Source organism: Paenibacillus glycanilyticus, assembly GCF_030161375.1.
In the GTDB taxonomy this organism is placed as follows: Bacteria; Bacillota; Bacilli; order Paenibacillales; family Paenibacillaceae; genus Pristimantibacillus; species Pristimantibacillus glycanilyticus_B.
On record NZ_BSSQ01000014.1, the window covers coordinates 448,343 to 464,296 of the forward strand.

Annotated in this window: 15 protein-coding genes; 8 read left to right on the plus strand and 7 right to left on the minus strand. The window is 50.8% G+C overall.

Translation table 11 applies throughout. The features are described 5' to 3' along the window. Window positions 1–131 precede the first annotated feature (131 nt). Window positions 132–2,840, plus strand: a complete 2,709-nt coding sequence (gene acnA, locus QQK89_RS18620; RefSeq protein ID WP_284240139.1) for an aconitate hydratase AcnA — start codon at window positions 132–134, stop codon at window positions 2,838–2,840. Between the two features lie 66 nt (window positions 2,841–2,906). On the opposite strand, the gene QQK89_RS18625 is transcribed toward acnA, so the two are convergent. From QQK89_RS18625 to aroC, 4 genes are all read right to left on the minus strand, one after another. Then, window positions 2,907–3,470, minus strand: coding sequence for a TetR/AcrR family transcriptional regulator (locus QQK89_RS18625; RefSeq protein WP_284240140.1), 564 nt, complete (start codon window positions 3,468–3,470; stop codon window positions 2,907–2,909). A 16-nt stretch (window positions 3,471–3,486) separates the two neighbouring features. Then, a complete protein-coding gene (locus tag QQK89_RS18630) occupies window positions 3,487–4,623 on the minus strand; it encodes a cytochrome P450 (RefSeq protein ID WP_284240142.1) in 1,137 nt (378 codons plus the stop codon). A gap of 152 nt (window positions 4,624–4,775) precedes the next feature. After that, a complete protein-coding gene (locus tag QQK89_RS18635) occupies window positions 4,776–5,459 on the minus strand; it encodes a TerC family protein (protein ID WP_284240144.1) in 684 nt (227 codons plus the stop codon). A gap of 91 nt (window positions 5,460–5,550) precedes the next feature. Then, window positions 5,551–6,606, minus strand: coding sequence for a chorismate synthase (aroC, locus tag QQK89_RS18640; RefSeq protein WP_284240145.1), 1,056 nt, complete (start codon window positions 6,604–6,606; stop codon window positions 5,551–5,553). A 107-nt stretch (window positions 6,607–6,713) separates the two neighbouring features. Between aroC and QQK89_RS18645 the strand changes: the two genes are divergently transcribed. From QQK89_RS18645 to QQK89_RS18660, 4 genes are all read left to right on the plus strand, one after another. Continuing rightward, on the plus strand, window positions 6,714–7,607 hold the full coding sequence (locus tag QQK89_RS18645; RefSeq protein ID WP_284240146.1) for a LysR family transcriptional regulator: 894 nt from the start codon (window positions 6,714–6,716) through the stop codon (window positions 7,605–7,607). A gap of 123 nt (window positions 7,608–7,730) precedes the next feature. After that, window positions 7,731–8,651 (plus strand): rhodanese-related sulfurtransferase, encoded by a 921-nt coding sequence (locus tag QQK89_RS18650; protein ID WP_284240147.1) that lies wholly within the window; start codon window positions 7,731–7,733, stop codon window positions 8,649–8,651. A gap of 6 nt (window positions 8,652–8,657) precedes the next feature. Continuing rightward, window positions 8,658–8,912, plus strand: coding sequence for a DUF1450 domain-containing protein (locus QQK89_RS18655; protein WP_015843630.1), 255 nt, complete (start codon window positions 8,658–8,660; stop codon window positions 8,910–8,912). 4 nt (window positions 8,913–8,916) lie between these two features. Continuing rightward, window positions 8,917–9,801, plus strand: a complete 885-nt coding sequence (locus QQK89_RS18660) for a rhodanese-related sulfurtransferase (RefSeq protein ID WP_284240149.1) — start codon at window positions 8,917–8,919, stop codon at window positions 9,799–9,801. Window positions 9,802–9,859: 58 nt separating this feature from the next. On the opposite strand, the gene QQK89_RS18665 is transcribed toward QQK89_RS18660, so the two are convergent. From QQK89_RS18665 to QQK89_RS18675, 3 genes are all read right to left on the minus strand, one after another. Then, window positions 9,860–10,339 (minus strand): hypothetical protein, encoded by a 480-nt coding sequence (locus QQK89_RS18665; RefSeq protein WP_284240150.1) that lies wholly within the window; start codon window positions 10,337–10,339, stop codon window positions 9,860–9,862. A 119-nt stretch (window positions 10,340–10,458) separates the two neighbouring features. After that, a complete protein-coding gene (locus QQK89_RS18670) occupies window positions 10,459–10,788 on the minus strand; it encodes a hypothetical protein (RefSeq protein ID WP_284240151.1) in 330 nt (109 codons plus the stop codon). A 1-nt stretch (window position 10,789) separates the two neighbouring features. Then, window positions 10,790–12,859 carry a PrsW family glutamic-type intramembrane protease gene (locus QQK89_RS18675; RefSeq protein ID WP_284240152.1) on the minus strand — a complete coding sequence of 690 codons (2,070 nt, stop codon included), beginning with the start codon at window positions 12,857–12,859 and terminating at the stop codon, window positions 10,790–10,792. 290 nt (window positions 12,860–13,149) lie between these two features. Between QQK89_RS18675 and QQK89_RS18680 the strand changes: the two genes are divergently transcribed. The 3 genes from QQK89_RS18680 to QQK89_RS18690 all read left to right on the plus strand — a co-directional run bounded on the left by QQK89_RS18680 (window position 13,150) and on the right by QQK89_RS18690 (window position 15,943). Then, window positions 13,150–13,524 (plus strand): MerR family transcriptional regulator, encoded by a 375-nt coding sequence (locus tag QQK89_RS18680; RefSeq protein WP_284240153.1) that lies wholly within the window; start codon window positions 13,150–13,152, stop codon window positions 13,522–13,524. Beyond that, window positions 13,521–14,282: an SDR family oxidoreductase gene (locus tag QQK89_RS18685; RefSeq protein ID WP_284240154.1), complete on the plus strand. Its 762-nt coding sequence runs from the start codon at window positions 13,521–13,523 to the stop codon at window positions 14,280–14,282. The genes QQK89_RS18680 and QQK89_RS18685 overlap by 4 nt, the downstream gene beginning before the upstream one ends. A 182-nt stretch (window positions 14,283–14,464) precedes the next feature. Then, window positions 14,465–15,943 (plus strand): sulfatase, encoded by a 1,479-nt coding sequence (locus QQK89_RS18690; RefSeq protein WP_284240155.1) that lies wholly within the window; start codon window positions 14,465–14,467, stop codon window positions 15,941–15,943. Window positions 15,944–15,954 lie beyond the last annotated feature (11 nt).

The following is a 15,954-nucleotide window of genomic DNA, read 5'->3' on the forward strand; positions in this document are numbered from 1 at the left end:
ATCGTCTGCCTGAATTCGCTTTACGAACCTCACATCACGAGCTATAATAAAGACATAACGATTTTTGAAATAGGGTTTCACAGAATGAAACAACAAAATCGTCAACATCATTCAAGGAGGAATACCTGAACATGGCAAATCAAGACCATTATTCCGTTCGTTCTAGCCTGGAAGTCGGTGGCAAGTCTTATGCTTACTACAGCCTTCAAGGACTGGAAAACCAAGGACTTGGCGACATTTCCAAACTTCCATTTTCGATCAAAGTATTGCTCGAAGGCGCTGTTCGTCAATTTGACGGCCGTGCGATTACGAAAGAGCATGTTAAACAACTTGCTGATTGGGCGGCTAACCGCGACGACAAAGAAATTCCTTTTATCCCTTCCCGTATCGTACTGCAGGACTTGACTGGCGTACCGGTAGTCGTTGACCTTGCGGCAATGCGCGAAACGGTTAAAAAAGCAGGCGGCGACCCTAAAAAAATCAACCCGCTTGTACCCGTCGATCTTGTAATCGACCACTCCGTAATGGTTGACGCATTTGGTTCCCCGGACGCGCTTGAAATCAACCAACGCATCGAGTTCGAACGGAACGCAGAGCGCTACCGCTTCTTCCGTTGGGCACAAACGGCATTTGATAATTTCCGCGCTGTACCGCCAGATACAGGTATCGTTCACCAAGTTAACTTGGAGTACCTGGCATCCGTTGCGGCTACAAAAACAGTTGACGGCGAAACTTTCGTATTCCCGGACTCCCTCGTAGGTACGGACTCCCATACGACGATGATCAACGGTCTTGGTATCGTTGGCTGGGGCGTTGGCGGTATCGAAGCGGAAGCTGGCATGCTTGGCCAACCGCTCTACTTCGTAACTCCTGAAGTTATCGGCTTCAAACTGACTGGCAGCCTGGCAGAAGGCGCTACGGCGACTGACCTTGCGCTGACAATCACTCAAATGCTTCGTAAAAAAGGCGTTGTAGGCAAATTCGTCGAGTTCTTCGGTTCCGGCTTGTCCAACATCAGCCTTCCTGACCGTGCAACAGTTGCTAACATGGCTCCTGAGTACGGCGCAACAATCGGCTTCTTCCCGGTTGACGCAACTACACTCGACTTCCTGCGCGCTACTGGCCGTACAGAAGAGCAAATCGAGCTGGTTGAAGCTTACTACAAAGCGCAAGACATGTTCCGTACGGACGCTACGAAGGACCCTGTCTTCACTGAAGTAGTTGAACTCGACCTTTCGACGGTTGTTCCTTCCCTTGCCGGTCCTAAACGTCCGCAAGACCGTATCGAGCTGACTTCGATGAAAGACGCTTGGAACGAAATCGTTCGCAAGCCAGTCGACAAAGGCGGCTACGGCCTGACTGACGAGAAAACGGAAGAAGTCGTTACAATTAACCATGCTAACGGCAAAGTAAGCGAAATGAAAGCTGGCGCAGTTGTTCTGGCCGCTATCACTTCCTGTACGAATACTTCCAACCCTAGCGTTATGGTAGGTGCAGGCCTTGTAGCGAAGAAAGCTGTCGCTCGCGGTCTCGTTAAACCAGAATACGTGAAGAGCTCGCTGACTCCAGGTTCCCTGGTTGTTACTGACTACCTCGTAAAAGCAGGTCTGCTTGAGTCGCTTGAAGCACTTGGCTTCCACGTTGCCGGTTATGGCTGCGCAACATGTATCGGTAACTCCGGTCCATTGCCGGAAGACGTAAGCGCGGCTATTGCCGACAACGACATGACTGTTGCTGCCGTATTGTCCGGTAACCGTAACTTTGAAGGCCGTATCCACGCGCAAATCAAAGCGAACTACCTGGCATCGCCGCCACTTGTTGTTGCTTACGCACTGGCTGGTACGGTTAATATCGACTTTGCTAGCGAGCCAATCGGCTTCGATCCGCAAGGCGAGCCTGTCTTCTTGAAAGACATCTGGCCAACGAACCAAGAAATCGCCGATGCGATGAGCGCTTCGCTGTCCCCAGAAATGTTCCGTGCGAAATACGAAAATGTATACACGCAAAACGAACGTTGGAACGCGATTCCGGTACCGGAAGGCGAACTGTACGAGTGGGATCCGAAATCCACTTACATCGCTAACCCGCCGTTCTTCGACAGCCTTGCTGACGGCATCCGCGACGTTGAAGACATCAAAGCAGCAAAAACTTTGCTTGCTCTTGGCGACTCGGTTACAACTGACCATATCTCGCCTGCAGGCAGCATCCGTCCAGATGCTCCAGGCGGTAAATATCTGATCGCTAACGGCGTTGAGAAGAAAGACTTCAACTCCTACGGCTCCCGCCGCGGTCATCACGAAGTTATGGTTCGCGGTACATTCGCGAACATCCGTATCCGCAACCACATGGCTCCAGGTACTGAAGGTGGCTTCTCCACTTACCAGCCTACCGGCGAAGTGACTTCCGTATACGATGCTTCGATGAAGTACCAAGCGGACAAAACAAACCTGGTTGTACTCGGCGGTAAAGAGTACGGTACAGGCAGCTCCCGTGACTGGGCAGCAAAAGGTACGTTCCTGCTCGGCGTTAAAGCTGTTATTACAGAAAGCTTCGAGCGTATTCACCGTTCCAACTTGGTTGGCATGGGCGTTCTTCCGCTTCAGTTCCAAGCTGGTCAAGGCTGGCAGGCGCTTGGTCTGACAGGTTTCGAAACCTTCGATATCGTTGGTCTGAATAACGATGTTCAACCTGGCGATCTGGTTTCGGTTATCGCGACTAAAGAAGACGGTTCCCAAATCGAATTCAAAGTTATCGTACGCCTCGACTCCCTCGTGGACGTTGACTACTACCGTAACGGCGGTATCCTGCAAACGGTTCTGCGTCAAATGATTAAGAACTAATTCCTTATTTATAGCAAAAGGCGAGCCCTCAGCGGCTCGCCTTTTTAATTGGCTATGTAACAACGGTTACTCCAGTTCTGTTAGCAATCCCGTCGTGACAGCCGTATACAGCAGACGGTTAATCTGTTCGCGCTTCGCTTCACTCGGGTGCCGCAAATAATAGCTGCACATTCCGTTCAGCATCGTGAGTACGCCGGACGCCGCCATTTGTCCGTCATCCTTGGCCATTCCGGCTTCAACAAGGATATCGGCAATAAATTGAATATACGCGTCACGTTCATTCCGTACGGCGAGAAGAACCTCTTCCTCAATTCCGTTCGTGATCTCATTGAAGAAAATATGCGCCAGCTCGCTGTATTCCAAGAATAGCTCAACGTTTAGTCGAATAACCAGCTCGATCTGTTCTTGAAGCGAACGATCCTTGTTGATTTCCGTCTTGATCGTATCGGTAATCATTTGCAATCCTTCCGTAATCAACGCCTGGAACATCCGCGCCTTGCTCGGAAAATGATAATATAGCGTTCCCTTAGCCACGCCAGCTTCCAGCGCGATATCCTCCATGCTGGACCGGTGATAGCCGCTGCGCGAGAACATTCGCGCTGCCGCGTCTAATATTTTGTCTCTGCTCATAGGCGATAGTCTCCATTCATACCCTGATCCTCAATTGTTTAATGCCAAACATCATGTCACTTTCCAGCCTCTCGAGCGGTTTGTCATCCGTACGCTGCAGCCTTTCAATCCGGTCAACGATGACGTCTAGCGCTACCCTCGCTTCAAGCCGCGCCAACATCGCCCCCAGGCAGAAATGAATCCCTTGACCAAAAGCCAAATGCGGGTTTGGGCTTCGCCTGATGTCGAACTTCCCAGGGTCTGCGAACACGTTCTCATCATGGTTGGCCGCTCCAATAAAAGTGTAAACCCTTTGCCCCTCTTTCATCAAATGCCCGTTCCAATTCATATCGGCCTTCACCCTGCGTTCCATGAATTGCACCGGCGAACAGAAGCGGAGCGTTTCCTCGACCGTTCCGGGAATCAGCGCGCGATTCAAGCGAAGCTCGTTGAACGTATCCGGGCTGCTCTCGAGGCACATAATCATCGAGGATATGAGATTGGTTGTCGTTTCGTTTCCGGCGACGAGCAGCAGGATGCACATTCCGATCACTTCCAGCTCGCTAAGACCGTTATCATCCTCCATGCAGGACTGCACGAGTGCCGTTATCAAATCATCCTGAGGCTGCTCGCGCCGCTCTTTGATCTGGACGCGGAAATAATCCCTCATTTCCATCTGGCATTGCAAATAACGCGAATAATCTATTCCAACAAGATCATCAGACCATCTCTTGAACAACTCCCGATCTTCCGGAGGAATGCCCAGCATCTCCGCGATTACGATAACGGGCAGCGGGCTTGCAAAGTCGCTTACGACTTCGATACTCCTAGCGGCAGCAGCCCGGTCAAGCATCTCCACCGCAATCTTCCGGATTCGAGGTTCCATCGCCTCTATGGCCTTCGCGGAAAATGCTTTCGCGATGAGGGATCTCATCCGCTTATGTTTAGGCGGGTCCCGCCGCAAAATGCTGCCCTCGATCGGTTCGTCTTCGGATGGATTCTCTTGCATCTGAGAAGAAAAATGCTCGTAATCGGCAAAGATTCGTTTGACGCCGTCATGCCTATAGACCGACCATGAACCGCTATCCGAATTGTACAACGCCGCTCCTGCCGCGCGCTGCTGTTTGTACCGCTCCAGAGGAAGCAAATCATATTGGCTAACCCACTTCATCATAAACAACCTCCCATTTCTGTACTGACTGGTCAGTTTAATTATGATTCAGGTTTAATCTCATGTCAATTGTATTCATTGCGTTTAGATGAGCCTATTTATGAAACAACAAAAAAAGGCTGTCCTAATTCAGGACAGCCTTCTCTTCCCAGCCGTTACTCGTGCGCGGCTTGGGGATGTTTTTTCTTCCATTCGTTCGTCCACAACCCTGCTCCAAGCACCGTCACAACGGCTATTGCAATAACCAGCCACTTCACGACCAGGTTCTCTTCGAACCAATCTTGCCAGACAGGCTCATGGGTAATCATCTTGGAAGCGGTATACGCCAATACGGCCGAACCCGCGTAGATGATCCAAGGGAATTTGCTCAGCAGCTTGATGAACAAGGTGCTTCCCCATACTACGATCGGAATACTGATGATCAGACCAATGACAACAAGCAACGTATGTCCATGGGCCGCACCGGCAACGGCTATAACATTATCCAGGCCCATTGCCGCATCGGCTACAATAATCGTCCATACGGAAGCCCATAACGTATTGCCCGCTTTGATGTTCCCATGGTCTTCTTCCTGGACCAGCAGCTTATACGCAATCCAGAGTAGAATAATCCCTCCGGCAACAAGCAGCCAAGGAACCCGAAGCAAATAGACAACTAATATGGTTGCAACGATCCGAAGCAGAATAGCTCCGCAGGTCCCGTACAAAATGGCTTTTTTCTGTGTATCCTTTGGAAGGCGCTTTGCCGCCATTCCGATTACAATTGCATTATCGCCAGCCAAAATAAGATCAATAAATACAATGGACAGCAAGGTAGTCAGTAATTCAAACGGCGTCAAGTCCAATTCCCCTTCTTTCTTGCTTGATAAACAATAACAACAATCATTATAGTTTATTTTTTGCGAAGGATGTAATATTTATTGATAAAATTTAATCATGCAAAGCCGTGTGGCGTTTGTACAAATCTTCAACCACCATGCACGCCATCGCTTCTACAACCGGAACGACGCGCGGACAGATACATGGATCATGACGGCCAATCGTCTGGATCGTGTGCTCATTGCCTTCTTCGTCAACCGTTTGCTGCGGAAGCGAGATGGATGAGGTTGGTTTGACCGCGATGCGGAAAACAATGTCCTGCCCCGTGCTGATGCCGCCCACAATACCGCCGGCATTGTTCGTCAAGAAGCCGTTTGCGTCCATTTCATCGTTGTGCTCGCTGCCGAACATCGTTGTTGCCGCAAACCCCGCGCCAAACTCAATGCCTTTAACAGCGCCGATCGACAGCATGGCTTTAGCGAGTTCCGCGTCCAGCTTATCGAATGCCGGCTCCCCGATCCCCGGCTTCACGCCACGGATGATGCACTCCACAACGCCACCGCAGCTGTTGCCTTTAGCGGAAAGATCCTCTACAAGCTTGACCATTCTGTCCGCCGCGTTCAGATCGGCTGCACGCATCGGGTTTTTCTCGATAACGGATTCGTCAAACGTCTCGCATTTGATGCCGCCCGCTTCTTTGGTGTATGCCACGATCGATACGCCACGGCGCTCCAACAGCTTGCGCGCAATGGCGCCCGCTGCTACGCGCCCTGCCGTTTCGCGGCCGGATGCGCGTCCGCTTCCGCGATGATCGCGATGGCCGTATTTGCTCACGTATGTGAAATCCGCATGTCCCGGACGGTACAATTTGCGGTTTGCTTCATAATCCTTCGACTTCATATCCGTATTGTTCAGCATAACGGCCAGTGGCGCGCCTGTTGTTTTCCCTTCGAATACGCCGGACAGGATCCGGATAATATCGTATTCTTTGCGTGGTGTCGTAACCGAAGATTGACCCGGCTTGCGGCGGTCCATTTGCACCTGAATATCCGCTTCCGTAAGTTCAACTCCCGGCGTAACGCCGTCAATAATAACCCCTACTGCCTCGCCGTGCGATTCGCCAAACGTCGTCATCTTGAAATGAGTGCCAAAGCTGCTTCCTGACATATAAAAAACCAACCTTTCTCTTTTGACTATATCGATTAAATTCATTATAATTTCAAATGTGCGATAAATGAAATCACAATTCCATAGCGTTGCAATAGAGAGGGTTTATGCCAAATCGATTAAATAGCTTAGAGAGCTACCGGATTTTTTTGTATACGGCAAGAACGGGCAACTTCACGAAAGCAGCCGAAATCCTGCACGTGACCCAGCCTTCCGTCAGCTATGCCATTAAGCAGCTGGAGGAAACGTTTGGCGTGAAACTATTCGACCGCGGGTCCAAAGGCGTAAAGCTGACAATGGAAGGCAAAGCGCTTCTTGACTACATTGAGCAATCCTTCCACCTCATTGAGCGCGGCGAGCGCAAACTGCTCGAACTGGCCAATCTGCATGGCGGCGATCTTAGGATTGGGGCAAGCGGTCCGATTATCAAACATATTTTATTGCCTCATATCGATAAATTCCACGCGGAGCATCCGCAGGTTCGGATCCGGCTGCAACAAAGCAAGACCAACGAAATATCCAAACAGCTCAAGGAAGAAAATATCGACCTTGGCTTTGTTCACTTGCCCTTTGACGATCAGGATCTGGCTATTCAGCCGTTGCTCTCCATTCAGGATTGCTTCCTGGTTGGCGAGGCTTATAAGGAATTGGCTGCTGAACCGGGTTCGGTACGCGAGTTATTGAAGCTTCCTTTATTATTGCCCACGTCAGGGAGCAGTACCCGGCTATTTGTCGAGCAATGGCTTGCCGGTCATGGCATTTATAAGGAACCGGACATTGAATTGACAAGCACGGAGATGATTATCGAGTTTGCGCAGCGCGGTTACGGAACGGCTTTTCTTACTCGCCGGTTTGCCGAGCAGGAGCTGGATAACGGATCGTTATTCGAGGTGAAATTGACGGAGATTGTTCCTTCCCGGGCCATTGGCGTCGTTACGCGAAAGGACGCGACTTTGCCCGCTTCCTCGTCCGTTTTCCTAAATGAGGTAATGAAGCAATGAGGGTTGGTTTTATCAACCAACACAGGCATGAATGTTCATAAGAATGCCTTGGAATCGTTGTTGACTTGCGTGTTTAAGAGTTTTAACATATAATGATAAACTTTAAAAAATGGGGCGTTAAACATGAGCGAAAACAAACCTTATCGTATTCTTTTATACTATAAGTATGTCCATATAGATAACCCGGCGGAACTGACTGCCGAACACTTGCAATTCTGTAAGGATCTTGGCGTCAAGGGGCGCATTCTGATCTCCGAGCAAGGCATTAACGGCACATGTTCCGGTACGGTTGAACAGACCGACGCTTATATCGCGCATATGCGCGCGAACCCGCTGTTCGCCGATATGGTCTACAAGATTGACGAGTCCGAAGGCCATGCGTTCAAGAAGATCTTCGTTCGTCACAAGAAAGAGCTTGTAACCCTTCGTTACGACAAAAAGCTGGATCCTAACGTACGTACCGGCAAACATCTGACACCGGTCGAATTCTACGAGGAGCTTCAAGGCGATGACGTTATTATTATCGACGGACGCAACGATTATGAATACGATATCGGCCATTTCCGCGGCGCGATCCGTCCTACCGTCGAATCCTTCCGCGAGTTCCCGGAATGGCTGCGCAAGAACTTGCCGGAAGACGCGAAGAACAAAAAAATCCTTACCTATTGCACAGGCGGTATCCGTTGCGAAACGCTGACTGGCGTCCTGCTTGAAGAAGGCTTCTCGGATGTTAACCAGCTCGAGGGCGGCATCGTCACTTACGGGAAAGACGAAACGGTTAAAGGCCGTCTATGGGACGGCAAATGTTACGTATTTGATGAACGCATCTCCGTGCCGATCAACCGGACAGACGAAGATATTATCGTCGGCAAATGTTATCACTGCGGCAAAGCCGAAGACCGCTATATCAACTGCGCGGACGATCTTTGCCATCGCAAGCATATTTGCTGCCCGGAATGCGAAGCCGAGCACGAAAGCTATTGCGCGCCGGAATGCAAAGTGAATGACGAAGCACGCAAATTAAAAGTCGTATCTGGTCGGTGATTAACGATGGGACTTGGGCTAGTTGTTGTTGAGGTCTGTACCCGCAACGAAATGGCGCTGTTGCCTCTGGAAGAGCTCGAAGAGAAATTCCCGGAGGCTGCCGTTATGCGCACGGATTGCCTGAACATGTGCAATCTGTGCCGGGCAAGACCTTATGCGATGGTGAATGAGAACCGGATTTACGCAGGTACCAAGGAAGAATGCCTTAAGCAGGTTGAAGAAGCCGTGCAAGAAGAAATTAAACAGTTTTTTGGAGAATAAGCCTATGAGCGACAATAAACCTTACCGCATCTTGCTATATTATAAATACGTGCACGTAGACAACGCCGAACAAGCAGCGGCTGAGCATCTGCGCTTCTGCAAGCAGCTTGGCGTCAAGGGACGCATTCTTATTTCCGACCAAGGCATCAACGGAACCTGCTCCGGCACCACCCAGCAGACCGATGCTTATATGGCGTATATGAACGAGCATCCTTTGTTCAAGGACATTACCTACAAGATTGACGAGTCCGAAGGCCATGTGTTCAAAAAGCTGTTCGTTCGCCATAAAAACGAACTTGTTACTTTGCGCTACAATAAAAAAATGGATCCGAATGTCCTGACGGGCAAACGGTTGTCTCCAAAGGAATTTTACGAGCAGCTGCAACAGGAAGATGTCATTATCATTGACGGACGCAACGATTACGAATACGATATCGGCCATTTCCGCGGTGCAATCCGCCCTACCGTCGAGTCGTTCCGCGAGTTCCCGGAATGGATCCGCAAGAACTTGCCGGAAGACGCGAAGAACAAACCGATCCTTACTTACTGCACCGGCGGCATCCGTTGCGAGACATTGACGGGCGTTCTGCTTGAAGAAGGCTTCAGCGACGTTGCGCAGCTCGAAGGCGGCATCGTTACTTACGGCAAGGACGAAGAAGTAAAAGGCCGTCTCTGGGACGGCAAATGTTACGTATTCGACGACCGGATTTCCGTGCCGATCAACCGTACGGAAGAAGATATCGTTATCGGCAAATGCCATCATTGCGGCAAGCCGAATGACCGCTACGTCAACTGCGCGAATGTAACCTGCGACAAGCGCCACATCTGCTGCGAGGAATGCGAAGCGGAGCATGCGCGTCATTGCTCGGAAGCCTGCAAGGGGCACTAATAATCAACGCCACAGGAAGGATCCTGTGGCGTTTTTTTTGCCCTATGACTTCTCCTTGTCAATCCGTAACATTCAGAAACGTTAGACTTACAAGCCATAGACATATCGGAAGAAGCGTGCTGGAGAGAGCCATTTCTACCGTATACGGTTTTTTCCTCGTTAATGCCAAGACGGTATCCGCTATGAAAAACAGTATCGCCGCCAATAAGCTGATACGGAGCAGAATGAGGCCAAACAAACAATGGAACAATGCAGATATCGTCAATTGCAGCCATCTTCGTTTTGTTACGACCCGTGATATAACCTCGCTGATTAGCGAAGTTACAATCCCGTAAATATAAATGGCTGGCGTAGTGTAAAACATGTAGGCAGATATCGTCTGAAAAGCTTCCTTAACACGGACAATGTTTGAATACGTGTTGCTTATGCTGAACGGATCCGGTTCCAGCCATGCGTAAATCACCGTAAATAAACAGGTGGCAATGGCAGCGCTAATGAATTTCCTGATAACCATTTGCGCGAAATTTACCGTTTTCATTGTTCTGATCATCTCCCGCCTTCTGTACGTTCCCTCTAATCCATCATTAAAGGCATCGTACAAAAAAACAGGAAATGCGGTAAGTTCTAACTTTCATAGAACCCTTTAAGCACATGAGGCTAACCGATGTAGACAACCGCGTTCCCGCGGCGAAACGCACCCGGCAGTTCTGCCTCAAGCAGCTCCAATCGGCGCTGCATATGCTCCTTGGCATCTCCGCCCATCTTGGAACTTACCCATTCCTTCAGCAGACTGATTTCTTCCAGAATGATCGGCACGTCTTCTTTCTCTACGTCCGTTCCTCCTTGGAACAAAACCGTCCACTGAAGCCCCAGCTCCTCTGCGGCTGGCTCCCAATATTTCTTGTAAAAGTCCTCCGTCGCAACCGGCAGCATAAAGCTACGCTCGAAATCATCTTCTGGATCAACGATAAATGCGCTAATCGACATGTCATTTCACTCCAAATCTAATCTTAAATGTGTAATCCGGGAACTCTTGGCGCAAACGGTTCAGACTGTTCTCAGCCGCTGCCCGGAGCTCCGGCGTATCTCCATCCAGCTGAAACTCGAACCGGCGGATGTTCTTGATATCGTCAAGCGTTGGAATATCGGATGTGCCGTCCGGCGTAGTCCGCGTCCCAACCGCCTTCTCCAGCAGGTTATTAATTCGCGTTTTCGTCTTCTGGTACAGTTGTTTGTCGGTGAACTGCTGCGGCGTCTGCTGCGGCCTGCCCGTTTTCGGGTGAATGCGGTTAAGGCCTTCAGCCGATTTGGCTTCGTAGAAAATGCCATTCTCGACGTCAATGCCGTCGAATTCTCCAAGCGCTCCGTTGCGGCCGTCGTACAATTCAACGCCTTTATACTTCGCCTTGCTCCAATGAACGTAGTCGTCATCGGGATCCTTTGGCTTCGTCGTCTCAGGCTCCTCCGGTTCAGGCTTATTCCGATCCGGCCCGTCTCCATGAGGCTTGCGCGGAATATCCGGCTCCGGCTTGTTCCGGCGCCGAAGCATCTTCTCAAGCCAGTCTTTAAGCCGCCCCCCGCCTTTTTTGCCTAGCCGGCCAAAGGGTATTCGGCTTAAGGCAATAGCAAGCAAAGCAGCCGCTGCATTTTCCGGAGTGAGAAGCCGTTTCGGGTCCCGAATGTTCTTCGCGATGTCATGACCGCTTGCCGGGATGCTGGCGGCTGTCAACGCGAACCCAAGCGCCGGCCAGAAACCAACGAATAACAGGGCAAGAGCAAAAGCGCCAAGCACAATCGCCCCTTTCTCCCGGAAGCTGAGACGATCCCACCAATCTTGCAGCGAGTCGAACATGCAGGAGAAGCAAGCCGTCCCGTCGGCACTTACCGAGGACTGTATGTAAAGCGCTAGTCCCGCAAGCAGACCCGCGCCAAGCAGCAATACCGCTATGCCCGCTGCCTTCTTGTAATGAAGCTGCACGCTGCCGCGTACTTTCTCCCGGATTAACTCCGCCTCCGAATTTCCGTACAACATAGAAAACCCGAGTTCCCTGCGCTCTCTGGTCAATGCCAAAACGCTGGCAAAACGTTCTCTCCGCCGGAAAAAAGCCGCCGCCATCTGCCATAGTTCAGTCAATGGATCGATAAAACGGTCGCCGGGCATTAAGGGCAACTTGTCTTTGATCCGATTAAGCGCCACATAGTCCAAACCAATCCCAAGGACAAGCATAACCAGGAATAAATCCTTTGTCTGGTAACCGCTCCCGGTCCAGTCATTGAGGGTCATCACCCATTCCGGCAACGAATTTTGCCCGTTATAGGCGGCATGCTCGAGAATCGATAAGGCTAGCAGCAGCGCGGGCACGCTAAATACCCAATTGGTTAACCTTTTGCGAAGACGTACGGCAAGCCCTAGACCAAGCGCGACCATCGCCGTATGAACGGGATGGCTGACGGTCATGAGCGTAGGGAAGATGCTTTCTTCAAACCGACCGGGAAACAACGTCCACACATCCCAGTGGATCGTCTCCCCTCCCAGCATCGTCACGCTGTAGCCGTACGTCCGGCCGATAATGCCGGAGTTCAGCCATCTGCGGCTTAACTCCTCCATCAGTTGAAAACCTACGCCTGACGCTGCCCCCGCCAGCGCGTAGTCGGATAAGCTCATAGAGGATGCCCGGCGGGAAAACAATAAATACAAGCCAAGCGGCAGCAGCTTCCACACTTCCTCCGCGATCGGCGTGACAACCGCATTGGACCAGACGTCCATCGTCCGGCCGCCAAATATTCCGTGTACAGCCTGCAAGGTCCAGGTGGTGACGGGTATAACGAGGACAATGCCAAGCAGCATAAACATAGCGGTTTTTTTCCAGGTAAAAGTTTTGCTCCGGCCTAACAGCCAGAATTGCATCATCACGTAGAACGACCAGAGATATTGCACGAGCATTGTCCGCGAATCGCGGAAATAGAATAATCCAACGATAAACAGCAATAAAGACAACCAGCACCAAACGGCATAGACCGCACTAAGCCAAGGATATCGCTCCGGTACAGCACGCATGAATCGGTAAATAGCCTCAGCATAATCTCTGATCCTGCTACGGATTCGCCATATCGTATCCGTCTCTAATCCCTCCTCGCAGAGCTTTCCCCATGAAAGCCGTCTAATCCTCTTTTCAAATCATACTCGATTAAACGGGCCATGAATCATAAATAAGGAGAGATTTCTAAAAACTGGACTTTGTTCCCAATTCAATTGAACTAAAAATTTTTTAGCCTATACCCGCTTGACTTAAACTAAGGTTTAAGTCGTATGATATTCCCGTCGACAATAATCTGGAGGACTCTAGGATGAACTACTATTCGATTGGAGAAGCAGCTGCGCAATTAAATGTACCCGAATCCACTTTGCGATTTTACGAGAAAAAAGGCTTGGTGACGTTAATCGAACGCGACGAAGCAGGCAGACGGCTATACTCGGAGCATCAAATGGCATTGCTTAGAACGGTCATGTGTTTGAAAAACACGAATATGCCCATCTCCGACATCCAGCAATATATCAATTGGATCGTTGAAGGCGATAGCACCATCGAGAAACGCCTTGATATGATGCTTAAGCACAAGCAAGCGGTACTTGATGAAATTGCGCTCATGCACCACTCATTAGATGGCATTGAAGAGAAAATAACGCGATACACAAACAAAATTCAGGAGGCACTAACATGAAAATGACAGGAAATACGATTCTTATTACAGGCGGAGGCTCCGGAATCGGACTAGCTTTTGCCGAACGTTTTGTACGCGAGGGCAACACCGTGATCGTTACGGGACGACGCGAGAAGGTGCTGCAAGAAGCACAAGACAAACTACCCGGTCTGATTACGCGCGTGAGCGATTTGGGAATTGAATCCGAACGGATCGCCTTGTTCGAATGGGTAACCGCAAATTATCCGGATACGAACGTACTCGTGAACAACGCCGGAATTCAGCAGCGCTTCAACGTATTGAAAGCCGACGTAAAAACCGACTGGCCCTCCTTCAACAAAGAAATTACGACGAACATTGAAGCGCCTTTCCATCTGTCTATGCTATTCGCCCCTGTATTCGCGGAGAAAGAATACGCGGCTATTATCAACGTCACATCCGGACTAGCCTTCACTCCATTCGCGATTGCGCCGATCTATTCGGCTACGAAAGCGGCGCTTCATTCCTTCACGATGAGCCTGAGACTCCAGCTGTCGGCAACATCCGTAGAAGTCATTGAAGTCGCGCCACCAGCGGTAAATACCGATCTTGGCGGAACAGGTCTCCATGTCCATGGCGAACCTCTTGACGCCTTCGCGGACGGCATCTTTGAAGGTCTCCGGGAAGACAAGCCGGAAGTCGGCTACGGCACGTCCGTCGACCGTCTCCGCATGTCTCGCGATGATATCGACAAATACGCCCACAGCATGTATGAAGCTACAAAAAATATGCTCAACTAACTGTTTCCGCAACAAAAAGGAGCTGCCATTATCGTCATGGCCAGCTCCTTTTTGTTGCGGTTGCACAGTGATTCCGTCAAGTAGGCAATCAAAACGACAAAAATCCAATCGCTATGCCAATGGCCTCTCCGATGGAAGACGGTATAATTAAATCAACTCAATTCAGGCAAAGGAGAACCCGAATGAAAGCCATAATCGTCATGTTCGATTCATTGAACCGCCATATGTTGCCTCCCTACGGGGGGAAGGATGTTCACGCGCCAAACTTTAGCAGGCTTGCGGACAGAAGCGTAACCTTCGACAACAACTGGGTAGGCAGCATGCCATGCATGCCGGCAAGAAGAGATTTGCTCACCGGCCGCCATAACTTCCTGCACCGAAGCTGGGGGCCGCTGGAGCCTTTCGACGATTCGTTGCCCGCATTGCTTCGGCAACATGGGGTTTATTCGCATTTGGTCAGCGACCACTACCATTACTGGGAAGCAGGCGGTGCCACCTACCATACCCAATACACGACCTGGGACAACGTGCGGGGGCAGGAAGGCGATCCATGGAAAGGCCATGTCGCCAATCCCGAAATTCCGGAGCATGTTCATCAATACGAAGGGTATCGCGGATGGCTGTTCCGGCAGGATTGGATTAACCGGCAATCTATGAGCACGGAGGCCGACCATTCGCAGTCGCAGACCTTCGAGAAGGGGCTGGAATTTATGCGGACCAACCGGAGTGAAGACCGTTGGCTGCTTCAGATTGAAGCCTTTGATCCGCATGAGCCTTTTTTTGCGCCGCAGGCTTACCGGGATCTGTATCCCCATGAATATAACGGCAAGCCCTTCGACTGGCCTAATTATGCTAAGGTACGGGAAACTAGACAGGAAATCGAGCATTGCCGCTTCGAATATTCCTCGCTGCTCAGCATGTGCGACGCATCGCTTGGCAAGGTGCTGGACGCGATGGACGAATATGATCTGTGGAAGGATACGATGCTGATCGTCACGACGGATCATGGCCTGCTCCTCGGCGAGCATGACTGGTGGGGCAAAAGCATGATGCCCTTCTACAACGAAATCGCCCGCACGCCGTTATTTCTATGGGATCCGCGTTCCGGCGACCGCGGCTCAAGATGCGGTCAATTAACGCAGATGATTGATCTTGCCCCAACGCTGCTCGAGCTGTTTGGCGTTCCGGCTACGCCGGATATGATCGGCATTCCGCTAACGGAGGCGCTTAAGGCGGACGCCGATGGAGGACGCAGTCGCGAAGCCGTGCTGTTTGGCATACACGGCGCTCACGTTAACTGCACCGACGGGCAATACGTATATATGCGCGCACCCGTGCATCCGGACAATTCGCCTTTATACAACTACACCTTGATGCCTACGCACATGGCTTCGTTATTCTCCGTAGAAGAGCTGCGCGGCATGGAATTGGCCAAGCCCTTCCCGTTTACGAAAGGCGTAAGCACGCTCAAGATCAAAGCGGACAGCTTTGTTCCCGCCCATCGGATGGGGACGCTGCTCTATGACACGGTTAGTGATCCGGGGCAGTTGCAGCCGCTGGATGACGAAGACGCCGAGAACCGGATGAAGAAGCTGCTCGTATCGCTTATGAAGGCAAGCGATGCGCCGCCGGAGCAATATGAGCGTCTTGGCTTGGCTTAACGAAGCCGGCA

Excerpts from the sequence above, each read along its gene's own strand:
- QQK89_RS18675 (WP_284240152.1), bottom strand. The coding sequence starts at position 12,859 with ATGCGTGCTGTACCGGAGCGATATCCTTGGCTTAGTGCGGTCTATGCC.
- QQK89_RS18680 (WP_284240153.1), top strand. The coding sequence starts at position 13,150 with ATGAACTACTATTCGATTGGAGAAGCAGCTGCGCAATTAAATGTACCC.
- QQK89_RS18665 (WP_284240150.1), bottom strand. The coding sequence starts at position 10,339 with ATGAAAACGGTAAATTTCGCGCAAATGGTTATCAGGAAATTCATTAGC.
- QQK89_RS18670 (WP_284240151.1), bottom strand. The coding sequence starts at position 10,788 with ATGTCGATTAGCGCATTTATCGTTGATCCAGAAGATGATTTCGAGCGT.
- QQK89_RS18650 (WP_284240147.1), top strand. The coding sequence starts at position 7,731 with ATGAGCGAAAACAAACCTTATCGTATTCTTTTATACTATAAGTATGTC.
- QQK89_RS18660 (WP_284240149.1), top strand. The coding sequence starts at position 8,917 with ATGAGCGACAATAAACCTTACCGCATCTTGCTATATTATAAATACGTG.
- QQK89_RS18690 (WP_284240155.1), top strand. The coding sequence starts at position 14,465 with ATGAAAGCCATAATCGTCATGTTCGATTCATTGAACCGCCATATGTTG.
- QQK89_RS18645 (WP_284240146.1), top strand. The coding sequence starts at position 6,714 with ATGCCAAATCGATTAAATAGCTTAGAGAGCTACCGGATTTTTTTGTAT.
- aroC (WP_284240145.1), bottom strand. The coding sequence starts at position 6,606 with ATGTCAGGAAGCAGCTTTGGCACTCATTTCAAGATGACGACGTTTGGC.
- QQK89_RS18685 (WP_284240154.1), top strand. The coding sequence starts at position 13,521 with ATGAAAATGACAGGAAATACGATTCTTATTACAGGCGGAGGCTCCGGA.
- QQK89_RS18625 (WP_284240140.1), bottom strand. The coding sequence starts at position 3,470 with ATGAGCAGAGACAAAATATTAGACGCGGCAGCGCGAATGTTCTCGCGC.
- acnA (WP_284240139.1), top strand. The coding sequence starts at position 132 with ATGGCAAATCAAGACCATTATTCCGTTCGTTCTAGCCTGGAAGTCGGT.
- QQK89_RS18655 (WP_015843630.1), top strand. The coding sequence starts at position 8,658 with ATGGGACTTGGGCTAGTTGTTGTTGAGGTCTGTACCCGCAACGAAATG.
- QQK89_RS18630 (WP_284240142.1), bottom strand. The coding sequence starts at position 4,623 with ATGATGAAGTGGGTTAGCCAATATGATTTGCTTCCTCTGGAGCGGTAC.